At 38.4% G+C, this 14,122-nt stretch carries 13 protein-coding genes; 1 reads left to right on the top strand and 12 read right to left on the bottom strand.

Annotation, left to right across the window (positions count from 1 at the left end; translation table 11 throughout):
- Positions 1-7: 7 nt before the first annotated feature.
- Complete coding sequence (locus tag DYI00_RS03780) at positions 8-871, bottom strand: DnaJ family protein (RefSeq protein ID WP_011577996.1); 864 nt, start codon at positions 869-871, stop codon at positions 8-10.
- Positions 872-1,038: 167 nt separating this feature from the next.
- Between DYI00_RS03780 and DYI00_RS03775 the strand changes: the two genes are divergently transcribed.
- Positions 1,039-2,289 (top strand): hypothetical protein, encoded by a 1,251-nt coding sequence (locus tag DYI00_RS03775; protein ID WP_011577995.1) that lies wholly within the window; start codon positions 1,039-1,041, stop codon positions 2,287-2,289.
- A gap of 262 nt (positions 2,290-2,551) precedes the next feature.
- On the opposite strand, the gene DYI00_RS03770 is transcribed toward DYI00_RS03775, so the two are convergent.
- The 11 genes from DYI00_RS03770 to DYI00_RS03720 all read right to left on the bottom strand — a co-directional run bounded on the left by DYI00_RS03770 (position 2,552) and on the right by DYI00_RS03720 (position 14,106).
- Positions 2,552-3,376 (bottom strand): 5'-3' exonuclease, encoded by an 825-nt coding sequence (locus DYI00_RS03770; protein WP_011577994.1) that lies wholly within the window; start codon positions 3,374-3,376, stop codon positions 2,552-2,554.
- A gap of 132 nt (positions 3,377-3,508) precedes the next feature.
- Complete coding sequence (locus tag DYI00_RS03765; RefSeq protein ID WP_011577993.1) at positions 3,509-4,405, bottom strand: OriC activity response regulator; 897 nt, start codon at positions 4,403-4,405, stop codon at positions 3,509-3,511.
- A 21-nt stretch (positions 4,406-4,426) separates the two neighbouring features.
- Positions 4,427-5,647: a bifunctional 2-C-methyl-D-erythritol 4-phosphate cytidylyltransferase/2-C-methyl-D-erythritol 2,4-cyclodiphosphate synthase gene (locus DYI00_RS03760; protein WP_011577992.1), complete on the bottom strand. Its 1,221-nt coding sequence runs from the start codon at positions 5,645-5,647 to the stop codon at positions 4,427-4,429.
- Between the two features lie 18 nt (positions 5,648-5,665).
- Positions 5,666-7,096 (bottom strand): Do family serine endopeptidase, encoded by a 1,431-nt coding sequence (locus tag DYI00_RS03755; RefSeq protein WP_011577991.1) that lies wholly within the window; start codon positions 7,094-7,096, stop codon positions 5,666-5,668.
- 46 nt (positions 7,097-7,142) lie between these two features.
- The gene (locus DYI00_RS03750) at positions 7,143-8,585 is read right to left on the bottom strand and encodes an amino acid permease (RefSeq protein WP_011577990.1); all 1,443 of its coding nucleotides are present in this window, start codon (positions 8,583-8,585) and stop codon (positions 7,143-7,145) included.
- Between the two features lie 275 nt (positions 8,586-8,860).
- Entirely contained in the window at positions 8,861-9,400 is a 540-nt protein-coding gene (pgsA, locus tag DYI00_RS03745) for a CDP-diacylglycerol--glycerol-3-phosphate 3-phosphatidyltransferase (protein WP_011577989.1), read from the bottom strand.
- Positions 9,397-10,005 (bottom strand): hypothetical protein, encoded by a 609-nt coding sequence (locus tag DYI00_RS03740; RefSeq protein WP_011577988.1) that lies wholly within the window; start codon positions 10,003-10,005, stop codon positions 9,397-9,399. The genes pgsA and DYI00_RS03740 overlap by 4 nt, the downstream gene beginning before the upstream one ends.
- Positions 10,006-10,014: 9 nt before the next feature.
- Entirely contained in the window at positions 10,015-10,803 is a 789-nt protein-coding gene (locus tag DYI00_RS03735; RefSeq protein WP_011577987.1) for an enoyl-ACP reductase, read from the bottom strand.
- The gene (gene dapA, locus DYI00_RS03730; RefSeq protein ID WP_011577986.1) at positions 10,800-11,702 is read right to left on the bottom strand and encodes a 4-hydroxy-tetrahydrodipicolinate synthase; all 903 of its coding nucleotides are present in this window, start codon (positions 11,700-11,702) and stop codon (positions 10,800-10,802) included. The genes DYI00_RS03735 and dapA overlap by 4 nt, the downstream gene beginning before the upstream one ends.
- A gap of 17 nt (positions 11,703-11,719) precedes the next feature.
- Positions 11,720-13,054 carry a zinc protease PqqE gene (gene pqqE, locus DYI00_RS03725; RefSeq protein WP_011577985.1) on the bottom strand — a complete coding sequence of 445 codons (1,335 nt, stop codon included), beginning with the start codon at positions 13,052-13,054 and terminating at the stop codon, positions 11,720-11,722.
- The gene (locus DYI00_RS03720) at positions 13,051-14,106 is read right to left on the bottom strand and encodes a quinone-dependent dihydroorotate dehydrogenase (RefSeq protein WP_011577984.1); all 1,056 of its coding nucleotides are present in this window, start codon (positions 14,104-14,106) and stop codon (positions 13,051-13,053) included. The genes pqqE and DYI00_RS03720 overlap by 4 nt, the downstream gene beginning before the upstream one ends.
- Positions 14,107-14,122 lie beyond the last annotated feature (16 nt).

Raw genomic sequence — 14,122 nt, 5'->3', positions numbered from 1 at the left:
TCTGTCCTTACAATTCTTTTTCCAGTAACGCCTTCAACTCATTAGAAAGTGCTTCAACTTTAGGCAAGATCAAACGAGCTTGCAAATACAAATCCCCCACATGCGAAGTTTTTCTATTTTTGATCCCTTTGTCTTTAATACGGAATTTTTGCATGGCTTTGGTGTTAGGGGGAATGGTTAAAGTTAAAGTTTTATGCCAGGTAGCGATTTCAATTTTACCCCCAAAAAGAGCCGTTTTTAAGGGCAAATCAAAGATTTGGATAATATCATCTTTTTCACGCTTATAAATTTCATCTTCTTCAATATGGATTTGCAAGAGCAAATCGCCCCTTCCCATTCGCCCCATTTTCCCTTTATTACGAACCCTAATCTTTTCGCCCTCTTCCACGCCGATAGGGATTTTAAGGCTAAAACTCTCATTATTCATACTCACTTGTTTTTTATTGCCTAAAAGGGTGTCTAAAACAGAGACATTTAAAGTGGTAGTGATGTCTAAATTTTCAGGAGAGAAATTGGAAAAATTAAAGCCAGAAAAGCCTTGGGAATGTTGGGAAAACCTTGAAAAGCCCCCTCTCTCAAAAATAGAGCTTAAAATATCGTCTAAATCTTCACTAGTGCCACGGCTTCTAGCAAAATCGCTGAAATTTTGCCCACCAAACATGTTATCGCCAAATTGATCGTATTGGCGGCGTTTTTCTTCATCGCTCAAAATTTCATAAGCGGCGTTGATTTCTTTGAATTTTTCTTCAGCTTCTTTAGTCTTGTTCAAATCTGGGTGGTATTGTCTAGCTAAACGGCGGTAGGATTTTTTGATTTCATCTTGGCTAGCGTTTTCGCTCACATTTAAAGTTTGGTATAAACTCTTACTCATGAATCACCTTTAAAATAGTTTTATTAGAATACTATCATAAATCTTTAGTGTTAGTCAATCAAGTTTATTGATAATGTTTAGTGGTGATTAAGATTTTAAATCCGTTTCAGCACAATTAAAAGGATTTTTCATTAAAATATTAGGTTTAAATCCACGATGAGTTTTTAATGCAAGATAAGAAAAATAAGAAAAGATATTATCATTTGGCGTTATGGATCCTTTTTTTAAATGGTCTGTCTTTGAAAGCTTTAGAGATTGCAGTCAAACCTTTTGGCTATCTGGGGCTATTGTATAATCAAGGGGCACAAAAAAATCCCCATAGCTATGTGGGGGCACTAGCGCGCCTTGGAGCGGATTTTTCTTATAGTAATGGGTGGTCGTTGGGTATTGGGGCTATTGGGGCTTGGAATGCTTATAATAAACAGCGTTTGGCTGATCTTTACATTAGTCTAGGGAATTTTTTTGGCAACCCTAACAATGTGAAACCTTACTTGAGCGCTGGCGATATTTCAGACGCGTATCTCCAATACACTAACCAGCGTTTTAAAATAGCTTTAGGGCGTTTCAATACCGATTTTGTGGATTTTGATTGGATAGGGGGCAATATTCAAGGGGTCTCTGCGGCTTTTAAGCAAAATTCCATGCGTTATTTTGGGATTTTTATGGACAGCATGCTTTATAATGGGCATCAAATCAATAAAGAGCAAGGAAATCGGATCGCTACTTCCCTAAACGCTCTAGCGTCGTATGATCCTGTGTCTAAACGCTTGTATGTTGGGGGGGAAGTGTTTGTTTTGGGTGCAGAATACAAAAATAAAAATTTAACATTCACTCCTTTTATTTTAACAAACACTCGCTTACCGCTGCCCACTCAAAATGTTTTAGTCCAAGTGGGAGGTAAGTTTGAGTATGATGCTTCTCTAGCTAAGGGTTTCACTTCGCACACTCTAATGCATGGCATGTATCAATACGGCAACACTGACGCTGTTACGAGCGCTAAAAATGCCGGCTTGTTTTTGATCGATCAAACTTTTGAATACAAAATTTTTAATTTTGGAATGGGTTTTTATATTGTTCCGGCAAGAAACAATAAGGGCTATTTATGGACTTTTAACGATAGGACTAAATTCTATGGTCGTGGGATCAATGCACCTGGTGTGCCGGCGATTTATTTTGCTAACTCCAGCATTTCAGGCTATGTTTTTGGTGGGCTTAAAACTAAAAGGGTTCGTTTAGATGCGATGGTGGCTTTTGGGGATTATCAAGAATATTCTTTAATGAGTAGTTTTAGGATTTGGGCTTATAGGAGTTTGTCTTTTGATATGGGTGGGGGGTATGTGTATGCTTATAATTCCAAAGCCACGAGAAAAAGTCTTGGAAATAGCTCTTTTGTCTTTTTTGGGAAGTTTTTGTTTTAAAATTTAACTTTGATTCGTTGATTTTTAAATATAAAATTTAAAAAATCTCAAAGTATTTTTTTAAGATTAAATAAGAGAAAGCTTGCGAAAAAGCGAGCGATAATTTCTTGGGTGTTCTAGGAAGGCTAGGAGGGTTTTAAAGGGGGTTATAGTGGGGAATTATTTTAAAATATTCTCTTAAGAAAATGCGTTTTATCATCAAAACCAATTTTTTTAAAGATCAAAAAATATTGAAAGAGCCTAAAAATTTTTGTTAAATGGTTTAAGAAATTCTTTTGAAATTAGGTTTTTGCGGTTTTGATTTTTTAGGGAAAAAAGCTTTTTTGAATTCAGGTTCCCATAGTTTGATCACGCCATGGCGGATCATTTGGTGCATATTGACTAAACGCATGTTTAATAGAGCCTTTTCTTTAGCTTCGCTATCGCTCAAATCTTCTTTGATTTTGAAAGCTTGAATAATCTGTTCCCACAGCTCATGCTCTTTGGCATGCTCGTTTAAAAATTCTTTATAGTTAGAATCGCTAATCCCTCTAACCCCCCTAATATTATCCCCCTTATCGCCCACAATGCACTGGTAGTAAGCAAAAAACTGTGCTTCTTTTTTACTCACATTAAAAAAAGCGTTTGTTTTGAGGCTGAAATGAGAGCCTCTATTGGAATACAAAATATCCTTATCCATGCTAGCTATCACATAATTTTCAGGGTTTTTCTTTTTGTAAAAAGAGATAATATCATCTGCTTCATATTCAAAACAATGTTCGCCTTGGATTTTAGCTCCTTTTTTAAAGGGGTATTTTTCTACAATGGCGATTTTTAGGGTTTTTAACAAGGCTTTAAAATTTTCATCAAATTGGTGTCGTTTTTGTTTGTAATAATCGCACAGCTGGTAGCGGAAACTCTCTCTGCCCCTAGTGATAAAAAAAAGCGTTTTAGAGCAATGGGTTTTGCGCATGATAGATAAAATTTGAGTGGTAAGGAAAATAACGCCCACTTCTTGCAAGCTATAAGTGGCAAATTTTTTAGGGAGTGCTCTTTCAGAGAGCAAACGCCTAACAATATTAGGGATCACGCAATCAATGTCTAGCAAAAGGGTCTTTGAATACGCATTTTTTCTTTGACTAAACGCCTGTTTGATGCTCGATCCTTAATTTATTTTTTAAAACTCACTATTATAGCAAATCTATAGCAAACAACAAGCCGTTTTAATAAGAATCCCCCACTATGTGCGCGGTAAGTTATATTTCCGGCGTTTTTCCCAAAGACTCTTACGGCTAATGCCAAGCTTGCTAGCTAATTCCGTGTCCGTGCATGTAGAAGAAAAATGCCTGATGGCTTCTTTTTCGTATTCTTGAATGGATAAAAAGGGTGTGTTATGGCTAAACAAGGATAGGGGCTTGTTGTCGTATTCTATGCTGATAATCCTAGGAAACTCTAAAGGCTCTTTATGGGTATAGGACAACACAATAGGGCATGAACGAGCCAATTCCAATAATTTTAATTGCTCATCTTTTTTAAGCTCTTCTAAATGCATGATATAAAAAGGGCGTTCCAATTTGTCTTTATTCTTGCTGAATTCTTTCCAGGTGGCGTTCTTTAAAGAGAAAAAAGAAAAATCCATTTGCCTTTCTTTAGCGTATTGCAATAAATAAGCGTTTGCAAGCTCTTGAGAGGGCGTGTGGATAATAAAGGGCGGTCTGTAAGAAAAATCTTTGGGCAAGGGCAATTCTGCATGGATAAAATCCAAATAATTTTCATAAAATCCAAGGCGAGCGGTCATTTCTTGGTAGGCTTTGTGGTATTGGATCTTGCGCAACAATTCATCCATTTTAAAAGGCTTTAAAATGTAGTCTCTCGCTCCCGCTTGAATGGGTTTATTCACGCTATCTTCATTGACATGTGAAGCCATCATGATAATGATTTGCTTGGAATGATAACGCACAAAATGTTCGCAACGCCCTTGAGTGCAAACTTTAGAAGAAACTAAAATCACATCATAAGGCTCTTTGTTTTCTTCTGAAATGCTAGAGATAATCTCGCAAAAATGCCCTAAATCATGCAAATTGTGAGAAATGCTTCTAGCTAATGCTAAATCATCTTCAATGATTAAGATTTTCATCAATTATTCCTTTTGTCACATTTAAAGTTTTTGTTTGTAACGCATGCTCGCATGTGCTTGGACTAACAGCCCTTCTTGTTGGCCAATGAATCCCATTTTTTCCATAGTGGTGGCTTTTAAGCTTATTTGAGATTTTTCCAAACCTAAAAGTTGGCTCAAGTTCTCTAAAATCGCCGGTTTGTAAGGGGTGATTTTAGGGATCTCGCTAAAGATGGTCGCCCCCATTTCAAACAATTCAAATCCAATGCTTTGCGAAAAATCCAACACAATTTTTAAAAGCTCTTTAGAAGAGGCGTTTTTGTATTTGGGGTCATTGTCAGGGAACCATTCGCCAATATCCCCCCCTTTAATCGCCCCTAAAATCGCATCAATCATTGCATGCAACAAAGCATCGCCATCGCTATGAGCCTTTAACCCAAATTCGCAATCCAAAACAACCCCCCCTAAAACCATGGGCTTATCTTTAATAAAAGCATGCGTATCAAAGCCCATGCCTATGAAAGTGTCCTTTGCTGGGTTGAAAAAAGGCGTGAAAATTTTTAAATCGTCGCTTGTGGTGAGTTTGTGCAAATCTTTACTGCCTTCAATATAGCTCACCAAATCCGGGAAAGCTTGTAAAATCGCGCTGCTTTCATCTTTAAAATCCCCTTGGTTTAGGGCTAATTGGAGCGTTTTAGTGTGGCTTAATTGCGGAGTTTGAATGAGTTTGATCGCTTCTCTGTCTAAAGCCTCATTATAATAGATCGCCGTATCATAGCAAGGCAAGTAAGGGGCGATGCAATAATGGTTCGTGTTTTGAAGGGTTAGAAATAAATCATTAAGCATCTCAATATTGGCTAAACCCCTAGCCACATCGCTTGTGAGCGTGTAAGCACCACTAATCACTTTTAAAGCGTTACACACGGATTCTTGGCGTGATATCCCACCTCTCACGAGCTTGATTTTGGGGTAATGGCGTTTGATATAAGTATAGTCTAGCTCACTTACTACTAAAATAACTTCCTTAAAGTCTAGGGCTTCTGTAAAACTCTCATAAACGCTGAGCCATAAGGGGGTATGATTAGAGCGTAACCACTGCTTTTTGATCGTTTGAGAAAAACGCCTAGACTCCCCAGCAGCAAGCAAGATAACGCTCGTTTGTTTGATAAGCGTTTCTAGCGTTTTTTTAGTTTCAAAAGGGTCTTCTTTTAAACTTTCTAAAGAAAGGTTAAAAGCTTCCCCATTCACTCTAATCAAAGACATGCGATTGACAACCCACTATCACTTCACTGAAATGAGTCTATAACCTTGATTTAAGTCTAAAATTAAGAATTTTTTGGGCTTGCCTCTATACTTGTCTAAAGCATGGTTAAAGTCCGCAACGCTTTTAGTTTCAATATCTTCAATCCTCAAAATGATATTGCCCTCTCTAAAGCCTGCTTGTTCTGCTGGGGAATTTTCATTCACTTGAGAGATCAAAACCCCTTGAATGTCGTCGTTCAAACGGATGGACTTTCTGGTTTTTTCGGTTAAATCTTCCACTTTAAGCCCATTTAATTGGCCTTGCACACTGCCTTGAGTGGAGGTCGTTTCTTTTTTGTTAGGATTTTTCCTTTCGGCAAGAGTGAGAGTGAAAAGGCGTTCTTTTTTGTCTCTGATGACTTTTAAAGTTACTTTTTGATTGGGGAGCATGGAGCCGATCAAGTTTCTCAATTCGTTCGTGTTTTTAACCTTTTTGCCATTGACTTCGGTGATCAAATCCCACACCAAAATCCCTGCTTTTTTAGCCGGAGAGTCTTTTTCAATGCTGATAACGACAGCCCCTTCTTTGTTGTCATAAGAATTTTGCAAATCGCTGCTCACATCTTGCAAGCCCACGCCCAAGTAACCTCTTTCAATCTTACCGGTTTTGATGAGCTGGGAAACAATATCTTTAACCATGTTAGAAGGGATGGCAAAGCCAATGCCGTGGTTGCCTCCGGTTCTAGAGATGATAGCGGTATTGATGCCCACTAACCCTCCACGGCTGTCAATCAAAGCACCACCGGAATTTCCAGGATTGATAGAAGCATCTGTTTGAATGAAGTTTTCATAGCTATTGATCCCAATCCCACTTTTATTGAGTGCTGAAACAATGCCTTGTGTAACGCTTTCACCCACGCCAAAAGGATTACCGATCGCAAAAACCAAATCGCCCACTAAAATATCGTTAGAGTCAGAAAACTTAATCGTGGGCAAATTGTCTTTAGTGATGCGAATCACCGCCAAATCGCTTTCAGAATCCGTGCCCACTAAAGTAGCCGAATATTCCTTATTGCTCCCTGGAATGGTCACTTTAATCTTATTCGCACCATCAATCACATGGTTATTGGTCACAATATAACCATCTTTAGAAATGATTACGCCACTACCCAAAGCTCTTTCCATTCTTTCTTTAGGGATTATTCCGCCTAAATCACCAAAAAATTGCTGGAAAAAGGGGTCATTAAACACACCGCTACCCATAAAACTACTTTTAATCTTTTTTTCAGTGGAGATATTCACCACCGCTTTGATAGAGTCCTTAATGGAGTCGTGGTAAGAATAGATCGTATTGTCTTTAGAAGGGACGCTCGATCGTTCTTTAATTTTGGGCATGTTTTGGATTTGGATATTGCCCGCATTCAAATTTAGTGCTAAAGCTAAAGAGATAAAAAAAGTTTTTTTCACCATGGTTACTTCCTTAATTAGGTGTTAAATTTCAAATATTAAAAAAAGATTATATCAAATCTTTTTTGTTATTTTGGTTAGCTTTTTGTGTAAAATAGTATCCAATGTAACACACAATGGCAAAAACAATCGTTAAAATCATCCCAATGCGTTGATCCTTATCCATAGCAGAGCCAATCACACCGATGATGCACCCCGTGATCCCTATGAGCTGCAAAAAGGGTAGAAAAGGGGCTTTATAAGGCAAATCTTCTAAAGAATGCCCAGCTTTTAAATATTGCTTGCGGAAAGAATATTGTGAGATAGATACGCTAACCCACACGATAATCACCGTGAAACTAATCACATTAATCAAGGCTTCCACCACATTTTCTTTGGCATAAATTTGGACTAAAAGCCCTATGAGAGAAAAAGAAATGGAAAAAAACATCGCATAAGTAGGCGTGCCTTGTTGGTTGAGCTTGGAAAACACTTTAAAAAACATCTTTTGTTTGGAGAGCCCATAAATCATGCGACTCGCTCCATAAAGCCCTGAATTGGCGGTAGAAAACATCGCCGTAATAATGACAATATTCATAATATCTGCCGCATAAGGAATACCCATGCCTACAAAAGGTAAGTCAATGCGCTCTAAAACGCTCACAAAGGGGCTTTGCGTAATAGAAGAATCACTCATGGGTAAAAAAACAGAAATGACAAGCACTGAGCCTAAAAAGAAAAAGACAATGCGCCACAAGGTCGCTTTAATCGCTTTAGGCATCACTTCACTAGCATTTTTAGTCTCTCCTACAGCCACCCCAATCACCTCTGTGCCAGTGAAAGCAAAAATAACAGCGAGCATCGCGCTAAAAACCGCTACACTCCCATTAGGGAAAAACCCTTTATCGCCAAAATGGAAGTTGTTAAAAATAGAATTAAACCCATGCAAATAGATCTGATAGATAATCCCAATCGCACCAATGCCTATAAAAGCGATCACCGCTAAAACTTTAATTAGGCTAAAAAAAAACTCGCCTTCAGCAAAAATTTTAACCGAAAAGAAATTCAATAAAAAAACCAACGCGATGCATGAAATGACCCAATAATGGATAGGAATATCTGCAAACCAGCGTTGCATGAGCATGCCAATAGCGATATATTCCAACGCAACCGTGATCACCCAGCCAAGCCAATACATCCAAAAAACCATATAGCCTGTGCCAGGACTTATGAATTTAGCTGCATAATCCCCAAAACTCCCCGTAGTGGGATAGACGCTCGCTAATTCGCCTAAAGAGAGCATGATACAATAGACCACAAGCCCTCCAAAACCATAAGCGATCAATGTCCCTAAAGGACCGGCGCTTGCAATATTACCCCCAGTGCCTACAAAAAGCCCTGTGCCAATCGCTCCCCCAAATGCAATCATTAAGAGGTGGCGCATTTTCATGTCTCTTTTAAGCTCGCCTTGTTTTTGCGTTATCTCTTGATGCGTGATATTTTGGTTATCCATGCGAAACCTCCTTGATTGAAAATAAAAATGATCTTAAATTATAACAAAAATAGGGTGAAAAAATTTTTTCATTAAAAATAAAGGTTTGTTTTTGTGGGATATTGGAAATAAATTTGTAAAAAATACTCAAAAACATTTTTAAAAATAAACATTTAAAAAAGTAAAGTGAAGTTTTTTAAAAAGAAAGAATGTTCAGGTTAAATAATATTTATCAATATTTGATAAAAACAGAGTTTCAAAATATTTTAAAAGAATATCAAAAGTCTATTTTAACATTAAGATTTATAATATTCAATAGCATAATCTACTCCCGAATAAAGGGTTAAAAAAACCGCTATGGCTACAAACACATGCGAGTAAGCTAAATTGGCCAATAAAGCACTAATCGCCACGACTTGAGACACAGTTTTATACTTGCCTAATGTGCTGACAGGAATATCCTTTTTTTCATTTGCGGCTAAAACCCTAAGCCCTGAAATAAAGAATTCACGCCCTAAAATCACAAACGGAATCCACGCATCCACGCGATCCAAATAAACGAGCCCCAAAAACGCGCTCAAAACGAGCATTTTATCCGCTAAAGGATCAAAAATCTCCCCAAAGCGCGATTTGGCCTTATAGTTCCTAGCGATATAGCCGTCCAATAAATCCGTGAGAGCAGCAAACACAAAAACGCCAAAAGAGAGCATGTTGATGTGAAAGGGGGTTAAAGATTTGAAATAAGTATGCGTATTCAACAATAAAAATAATAAAAATAACGCTAAAACGATGCGTAAAATCGTCAAAAAATTAGGCAGGAGTTTTAAAGCTTTCATGTATTCAAAGAAACTTGTGAAAAATTCAAAAACGCATGCCCTAAAAAGCCAAGCGCTACGCACATTAAGATCACAGCGATCGTTAAGAAGATGACGACTAACGCATGCATAAAAACCCCTAAAAGAGCCAGCATGAAGCTAAAAAGCAACAACCTAAATCCACTTAAAAAAAATCTTTCTTGAGTGTGAAGGCTCAATTCTCTATAAAGTTTGTGCAAGTAAAAAATAGAAACCCCATTACCGATTAGCGAAAAAGCGTTACTGGCATTAGGGATAAGATAGCTTAAAAGGGTGCAAAAAATCACCGCTAAAAAACTAAAAACGAAGTTTTCAAAAAAACTCAAATGGCATGTAATTTTAGAAAGCCGATAAAAACCAACTGCCCCCACAATAAACCCAAGCGTGCACAAAAAAAGAGACAACAAAACGATGTAAGCCAATTGACCGCTAAAGAGTCCTGAAATTTGAAGCGATTTTGTCCCGCTTGAAACGATGTAAAACGCTAAAAGTATAGCCCCACACAAAGGGGCGAAAAAATAGCCCAACAAACATTTTTTAATGAATTGCAACTCTTTGCTGTGGTGGATATGAATAATATTTTGCAAGAAAAATCTTTATTTAAAAGTAGTCCCACCATCTACAATAATCGTTTGCCCTGTAAGCCATCCGCTTTGGGTTTCATCGCATAAAAAATAAGCCGCTCCGGCTAGATCGTTAGGATTACCCATGCGTTTTAGGGGCGATTGCTCTTCTACTTTTTCTTTGATTTCCACATAATCAGGGAAGGCTTTCAAAGCGTCCGTATCAATAGGTCCACCACTAACCGCATTCACTCTAATGTTAAACTCGCCTAAATCCACAGCGGCGTATTTGACCATGGTTTCTATGGCGTTTTTGGAATTGCCATGCCCAGCGTAATTAGGCATATAGACTAGGTTTCCGGTAGAGCTTAAGCTCACGATCGCCCCACCGCCTACTTTTTGCATGCATTTTGCCGCTTCTTGAGCCCCCACTACAAACGCTAATACAGTGGCTGTATAAATATTGTTTAACCCTTTAGGTTTTAAGCGCATGAAAGGTGCAAATCCTCCCACGACAGATCGCCCATAAATAATAGCGTTAGAAATAAAAAAATCCACTCTGTCAAAATCCGCATCAATTTGTTTAAAAAGCTCTGTGTATTGCTCAGGCTCTAAAACATTAAGGGGGTAGGCTTTGGCTTTAATGGAATATTTTTGCTCCACATCTTCTATAATTTTGTTGGCTTCTTCAACATTTTTATTATAAGTGAAAGCGATATTCACGCCACTTTGAGCGAAACGATACAATATCGCCTTGCCAATACCTCTAGTCGCACCACTAATCACTAGGGTTTTATTTTTCATGTGATTTGAACCATTCATGCAATTACCTCATATTGTTGTAAAGTTTTTTCTAAAAGTTTAATTGTTTCCTTGCTTGGAGCCACTAAAGGCAGTCTGTAGCTTGGGTTTTCAATCAAGCCGGCTAAGTGCATAGCCATTTTAATAGGGATAGGGTTAGTCTCTACAAAAAGGGCTTGATGTAAACTAAAAAGCTTGTCTTGGATTTCTAGGGCTTGTTGGTATTCATGTTTGAGTGCACAATTGACCATTTGTGAAATCAAATTGGGCATTAAATTACCGGTCACTGAAACCACGCCCTTGCCTCCTGAAAACATGATAGAGTGGTTGAGTGAATCTTCCCCACTAAAAATGTGAAAATCTTTTTCATAACAGTGCAATTCTGCTACTCTTTTCAAAGAGCCAGACGCTTCTTTAATGGCTTTAATGTTAGGGACTTCTCTAAAAAGCTTGAGTGCAGTTGGAACTTCAATAGATACGCCTGTGCGGCTTGGCACATCATAAAGCATGACAGGGATTTCCACAGATTGAGCGATGGTTTTATAATGTTCAAATAAGCCTTGTTGGGTGGGGCGGTTATAATAAGGGCTTACACATAAAATCGCATCCGCACCGACTTTTTGAGCGAACTTCGCTAAAGAAAGGGACTCGCTCGTGGCGTTACTGCCCACGCCGGCCAACACTTTCATGCGTGAGTTTGATGGCGTTTTAGTGTTTTTGCAAGTTTCTATGGCGATTTCAATGCAGTGCATGTGCTCTTTGTGGGTGAGTGTGGCAGATTCTCCTGTCGTGCCAACAGGCACGCATGCGTCCATGCCTTGAAGAATTTGGCGCTTGATCAAGGCTTCATAAACGGCCTCATCAACGCTCAGATCTTTTTTAAAAGGCGTAACCAACGCGCTAGATGAATGAAATTGCATGCTGCTATAAGACTCTTTTAAGGTTTCAAAAACACGGTGGTTGATTGGGTGTCTTTGAAATATTCATTAGCCACGCGCACCAAATCGCTCACTTTTAAATCCAAAAATTGTTGCTGGTAATCGGTTAAGCCTTGAATATCGTTTTGCACTAAATAGTCTGCAAAAAGCCCTGCAACATCGCTAGAATTTTCTAAATTAGAAATAAAGTCGGCTTTTTGATTGATTTTGAGCTTGTCCAATTCAGCTTGAGTGATTTGCCCTTTTTTAAGCTTTTCCAAAAGTGCTACGATTTCTTTTTGTAAATCTTCGGCTTTGATATTAGGATTACCTCCAGCAATAAATAAAAACACGCTTTCATCTTGCAATTGCATGTTGTGCGAGAAGGTTTGAGAAGCTAGGCGTTTTTTATCCACCAATTCGCTTTGCAACCATGAGCTTTTGCCTTCGCCTAAAAGCCTACTTAACGCATCTAAAGCGACTTGATCTTTATGTTTGAAAGCAGGCACTTTATACCCTAGAGCGACCCATTCTAAATGGACCCCATCTTTATGCACCACCGCCGTTCTCGCCCCATCTTGCTTAGGCTCTTTCATGTAAGGAGTGGGGATAGCTTTTTCATCAAGATTTTTTAAGGATTCAAAATGCTTTTTAGCTAATTCAAAAACCTTTTGGGAATTGACATCGCCCACCACTAAAACGATAGCGTTTTTAGGCTGATAATAGAGCGAATGGAATTTTTTAATGTCTTCTAAAGTCCAATTTTGAATATCGTCCATAAAACCAATGGGCGTCCAATGGTAGGGGTGATAGACATAAGCGGTGTTAAAGAAGCGGAAATAAAGCATGCCAATAGGGGAATTATCAGTGCGCCATCGTCTTTCTTCAGCGACCACTTGACGCTCAGGCAAAAACTCATCTTCTTTTAAATTCAATGAACCCATCGTTTCAGCGAACAATTCTAAAGATTTATCCAAGTTAGCCTGACTAGTTTTAATGAAATAGCGTGTGATATCAAAGCTCGTAGAAGCGTTACTCACGCCCCCAAAACGCTTGACAATTTTATCAAAATCGCCGGCTTTAAGGTTTTTAGTGCTTTTAAAATTCAAATGCTCTAGCATGTGGGCGATTCCGCTTTTTCCCATGATTTCGTTTCTAGAGCCGACTTTGTAAAGCACATCCACTTCTATAACCCCAGTTTTATTTTCTAAGGGAACGCTTACGACTTGCAACCCATTTTTTAAGGTAACGCTCTCATGTTTGGGTAAGTAAGATTGTGCGTGCATGCTCGCTCCTAAAGTGACTAACAAGACAGAACAAAGCCTCAAAAGTCCTTTACTAGAAAAATATTTCATCTTAAATCCGCTCCTATAACCTCTTTGACGCTCAAAAATCCATCTTTTTGGAGTAATTTTACCAAATCTTTGAGAATATTTTGGCATAAATTTGGTCCATTGTAAATAAAAGCGCTATAAATTTGTAACAGACTCGCTCCCATTTTAATCCTTTCATAAGCTTCTTTGGCGTCGCTAATCCCCCCCACAGAAACAAGAATAGTCTTGTTAAAAAAAGCTTTAGCTAGTTCTTTAAAGATTTCACGGCTTTTTTGAGTCAAGCATTTCCCACTCAAGCCTCCCGTTTCTTTAGGGGCAAACACAAGGCTTTTATCAATTGTGGTGTTAGTCGCAATAATCCCATTCGCTCCGGCTTCAATAGCGCTATTTGTAATTTCTAGCATGGCATCTATTTCTAAATCTGGGGCGATTTTTAAAAATAAGGGCTTCTTAGTCATTTCTTTAGCCATGCAAAAAAGCTCGCTCACAAACGCTTTATTTTGTAAATCCCTTAAATTAGGGGTGTTGGGCGAAGAAAGGTTGAAAGTGTAATAATCGCCAATGTTTAAGCATTTAATCAAAACCGCCTTGTAATCTTCTAGGGCATTATCTTGCTCTATGTGTTTGTTTTTGCCTAAATTGATGCCAATAGGGGTTTTATAGGGGGCGAAGCGCTCGAACGCTCTAACCCCTAAAACGGCCCCATAATTATTAAACCCCATCGCATTTTGTAAGGACTCTTCTTCAATGTGCCTAAAAAGCCTGGGTTTTTCATTCCCGCTTTGAGCGGTATTGGTCAATGTGCCTGCTTCTAAATAGCCAAAACCAAAGGCGGTTAACGCCCTAATCATAGAGGCGTTTTTATCAAAGCCGGCGGCTAACCCTAGCGGGTTAGGGAAGTGTAAGCCTAGAATTTCGTTTTCAAGCTTTGGGTTTGTGTATCCAAATTGAGCGTGGATTAAATTACAAAAAAAGGGCGATCGAGAAAGTATTTTTAAAATTTTACAAACTTTTTCGTGCACTTCTTCAGCGTCTAATCTAAACAAATATTTTTTAAATAATGAATAAAGCATTTAAATCCTTATATGT

The organism is Helicobacter acinonychis (assembly GCF_900461455.1).
Classification (GTDB): domain Bacteria; phylum Campylobacterota; class Campylobacteria; order Campylobacterales; family Helicobacteraceae; genus Helicobacter; species Helicobacter acinonychis.
This window is presented reverse-complemented; position numbering and strand designations above follow the sequence as displayed.

What these genes read in the sequence shown, in the direction of transcription:
- pqqE (WP_011577985.1), bottom strand. Translation starts at nt 13,054, where the DNA reads ATGAAATATTTTTCTAGTAAAGGACTTTTGAGGCTTTGTTCTGTCTTG.
- dapA (WP_011577986.1), bottom strand. Translation starts at nt 11,702, where the DNA reads ATGCAATTTCATTCATCTAGCGCGTTGGTTACGCCTTTTAAAAAAGAT.
- DYI00_RS03735 (WP_011577987.1), bottom strand. Translation starts at nt 10,803, where the DNA reads ATGAATGGTTCAAATCACATGAAAAATAAAACCCTAGTGATTAGTGGT.
- DYI00_RS03775 (WP_011577995.1), top strand. Translation starts at nt 1,039, where the DNA reads ATGCAAGATAAGAAAAATAAGAAAAGATATTATCATTTGGCGTTATGG.
- DYI00_RS03760 (WP_011577992.1), bottom strand. Translation starts at nt 5,647, where the DNA reads ATGTCTTTGATTAGAGTGAATGGGGAAGCTTTTAACCTTTCTTTAGAA.
- DYI00_RS03750 (WP_011577990.1), bottom strand. Translation starts at nt 8,585, where the DNA reads ATGGATAACCAAAATATCACGCATCAAGAGATAACGCAAAAACAAGGC.
- pgsA (WP_011577989.1), bottom strand. Translation starts at nt 9,400, where the DNA reads ATGAAAGCTTTAAAACTCCTGCCTAATTTTTTGACGATTTTACGCATC.
- DYI00_RS03765 (WP_011577993.1), bottom strand. Translation starts at nt 4,405, where the DNA reads ATGAAAATCTTAATCATTGAAGATGATTTAGCATTAGCTAGAAGCATT.
- DYI00_RS03720 (WP_011577984.1), bottom strand. Translation starts at nt 14,106, where the DNA reads ATGCTTTATTCATTATTTAAAAAATATTTGTTTAGATTAGACGCTGAA.
- DYI00_RS03755 (WP_011577991.1), bottom strand. Translation starts at nt 7,096, where the DNA reads ATGGTGAAAAAAACTTTTTTTATCTCTTTAGCTTTAGCACTAAATTTG.
- DYI00_RS03780 (WP_011577996.1), bottom strand. Translation starts at nt 871, where the DNA reads ATGAGTAAGAGTTTATACCAAACTTTAAATGTGAGCGAAAACGCTAGC.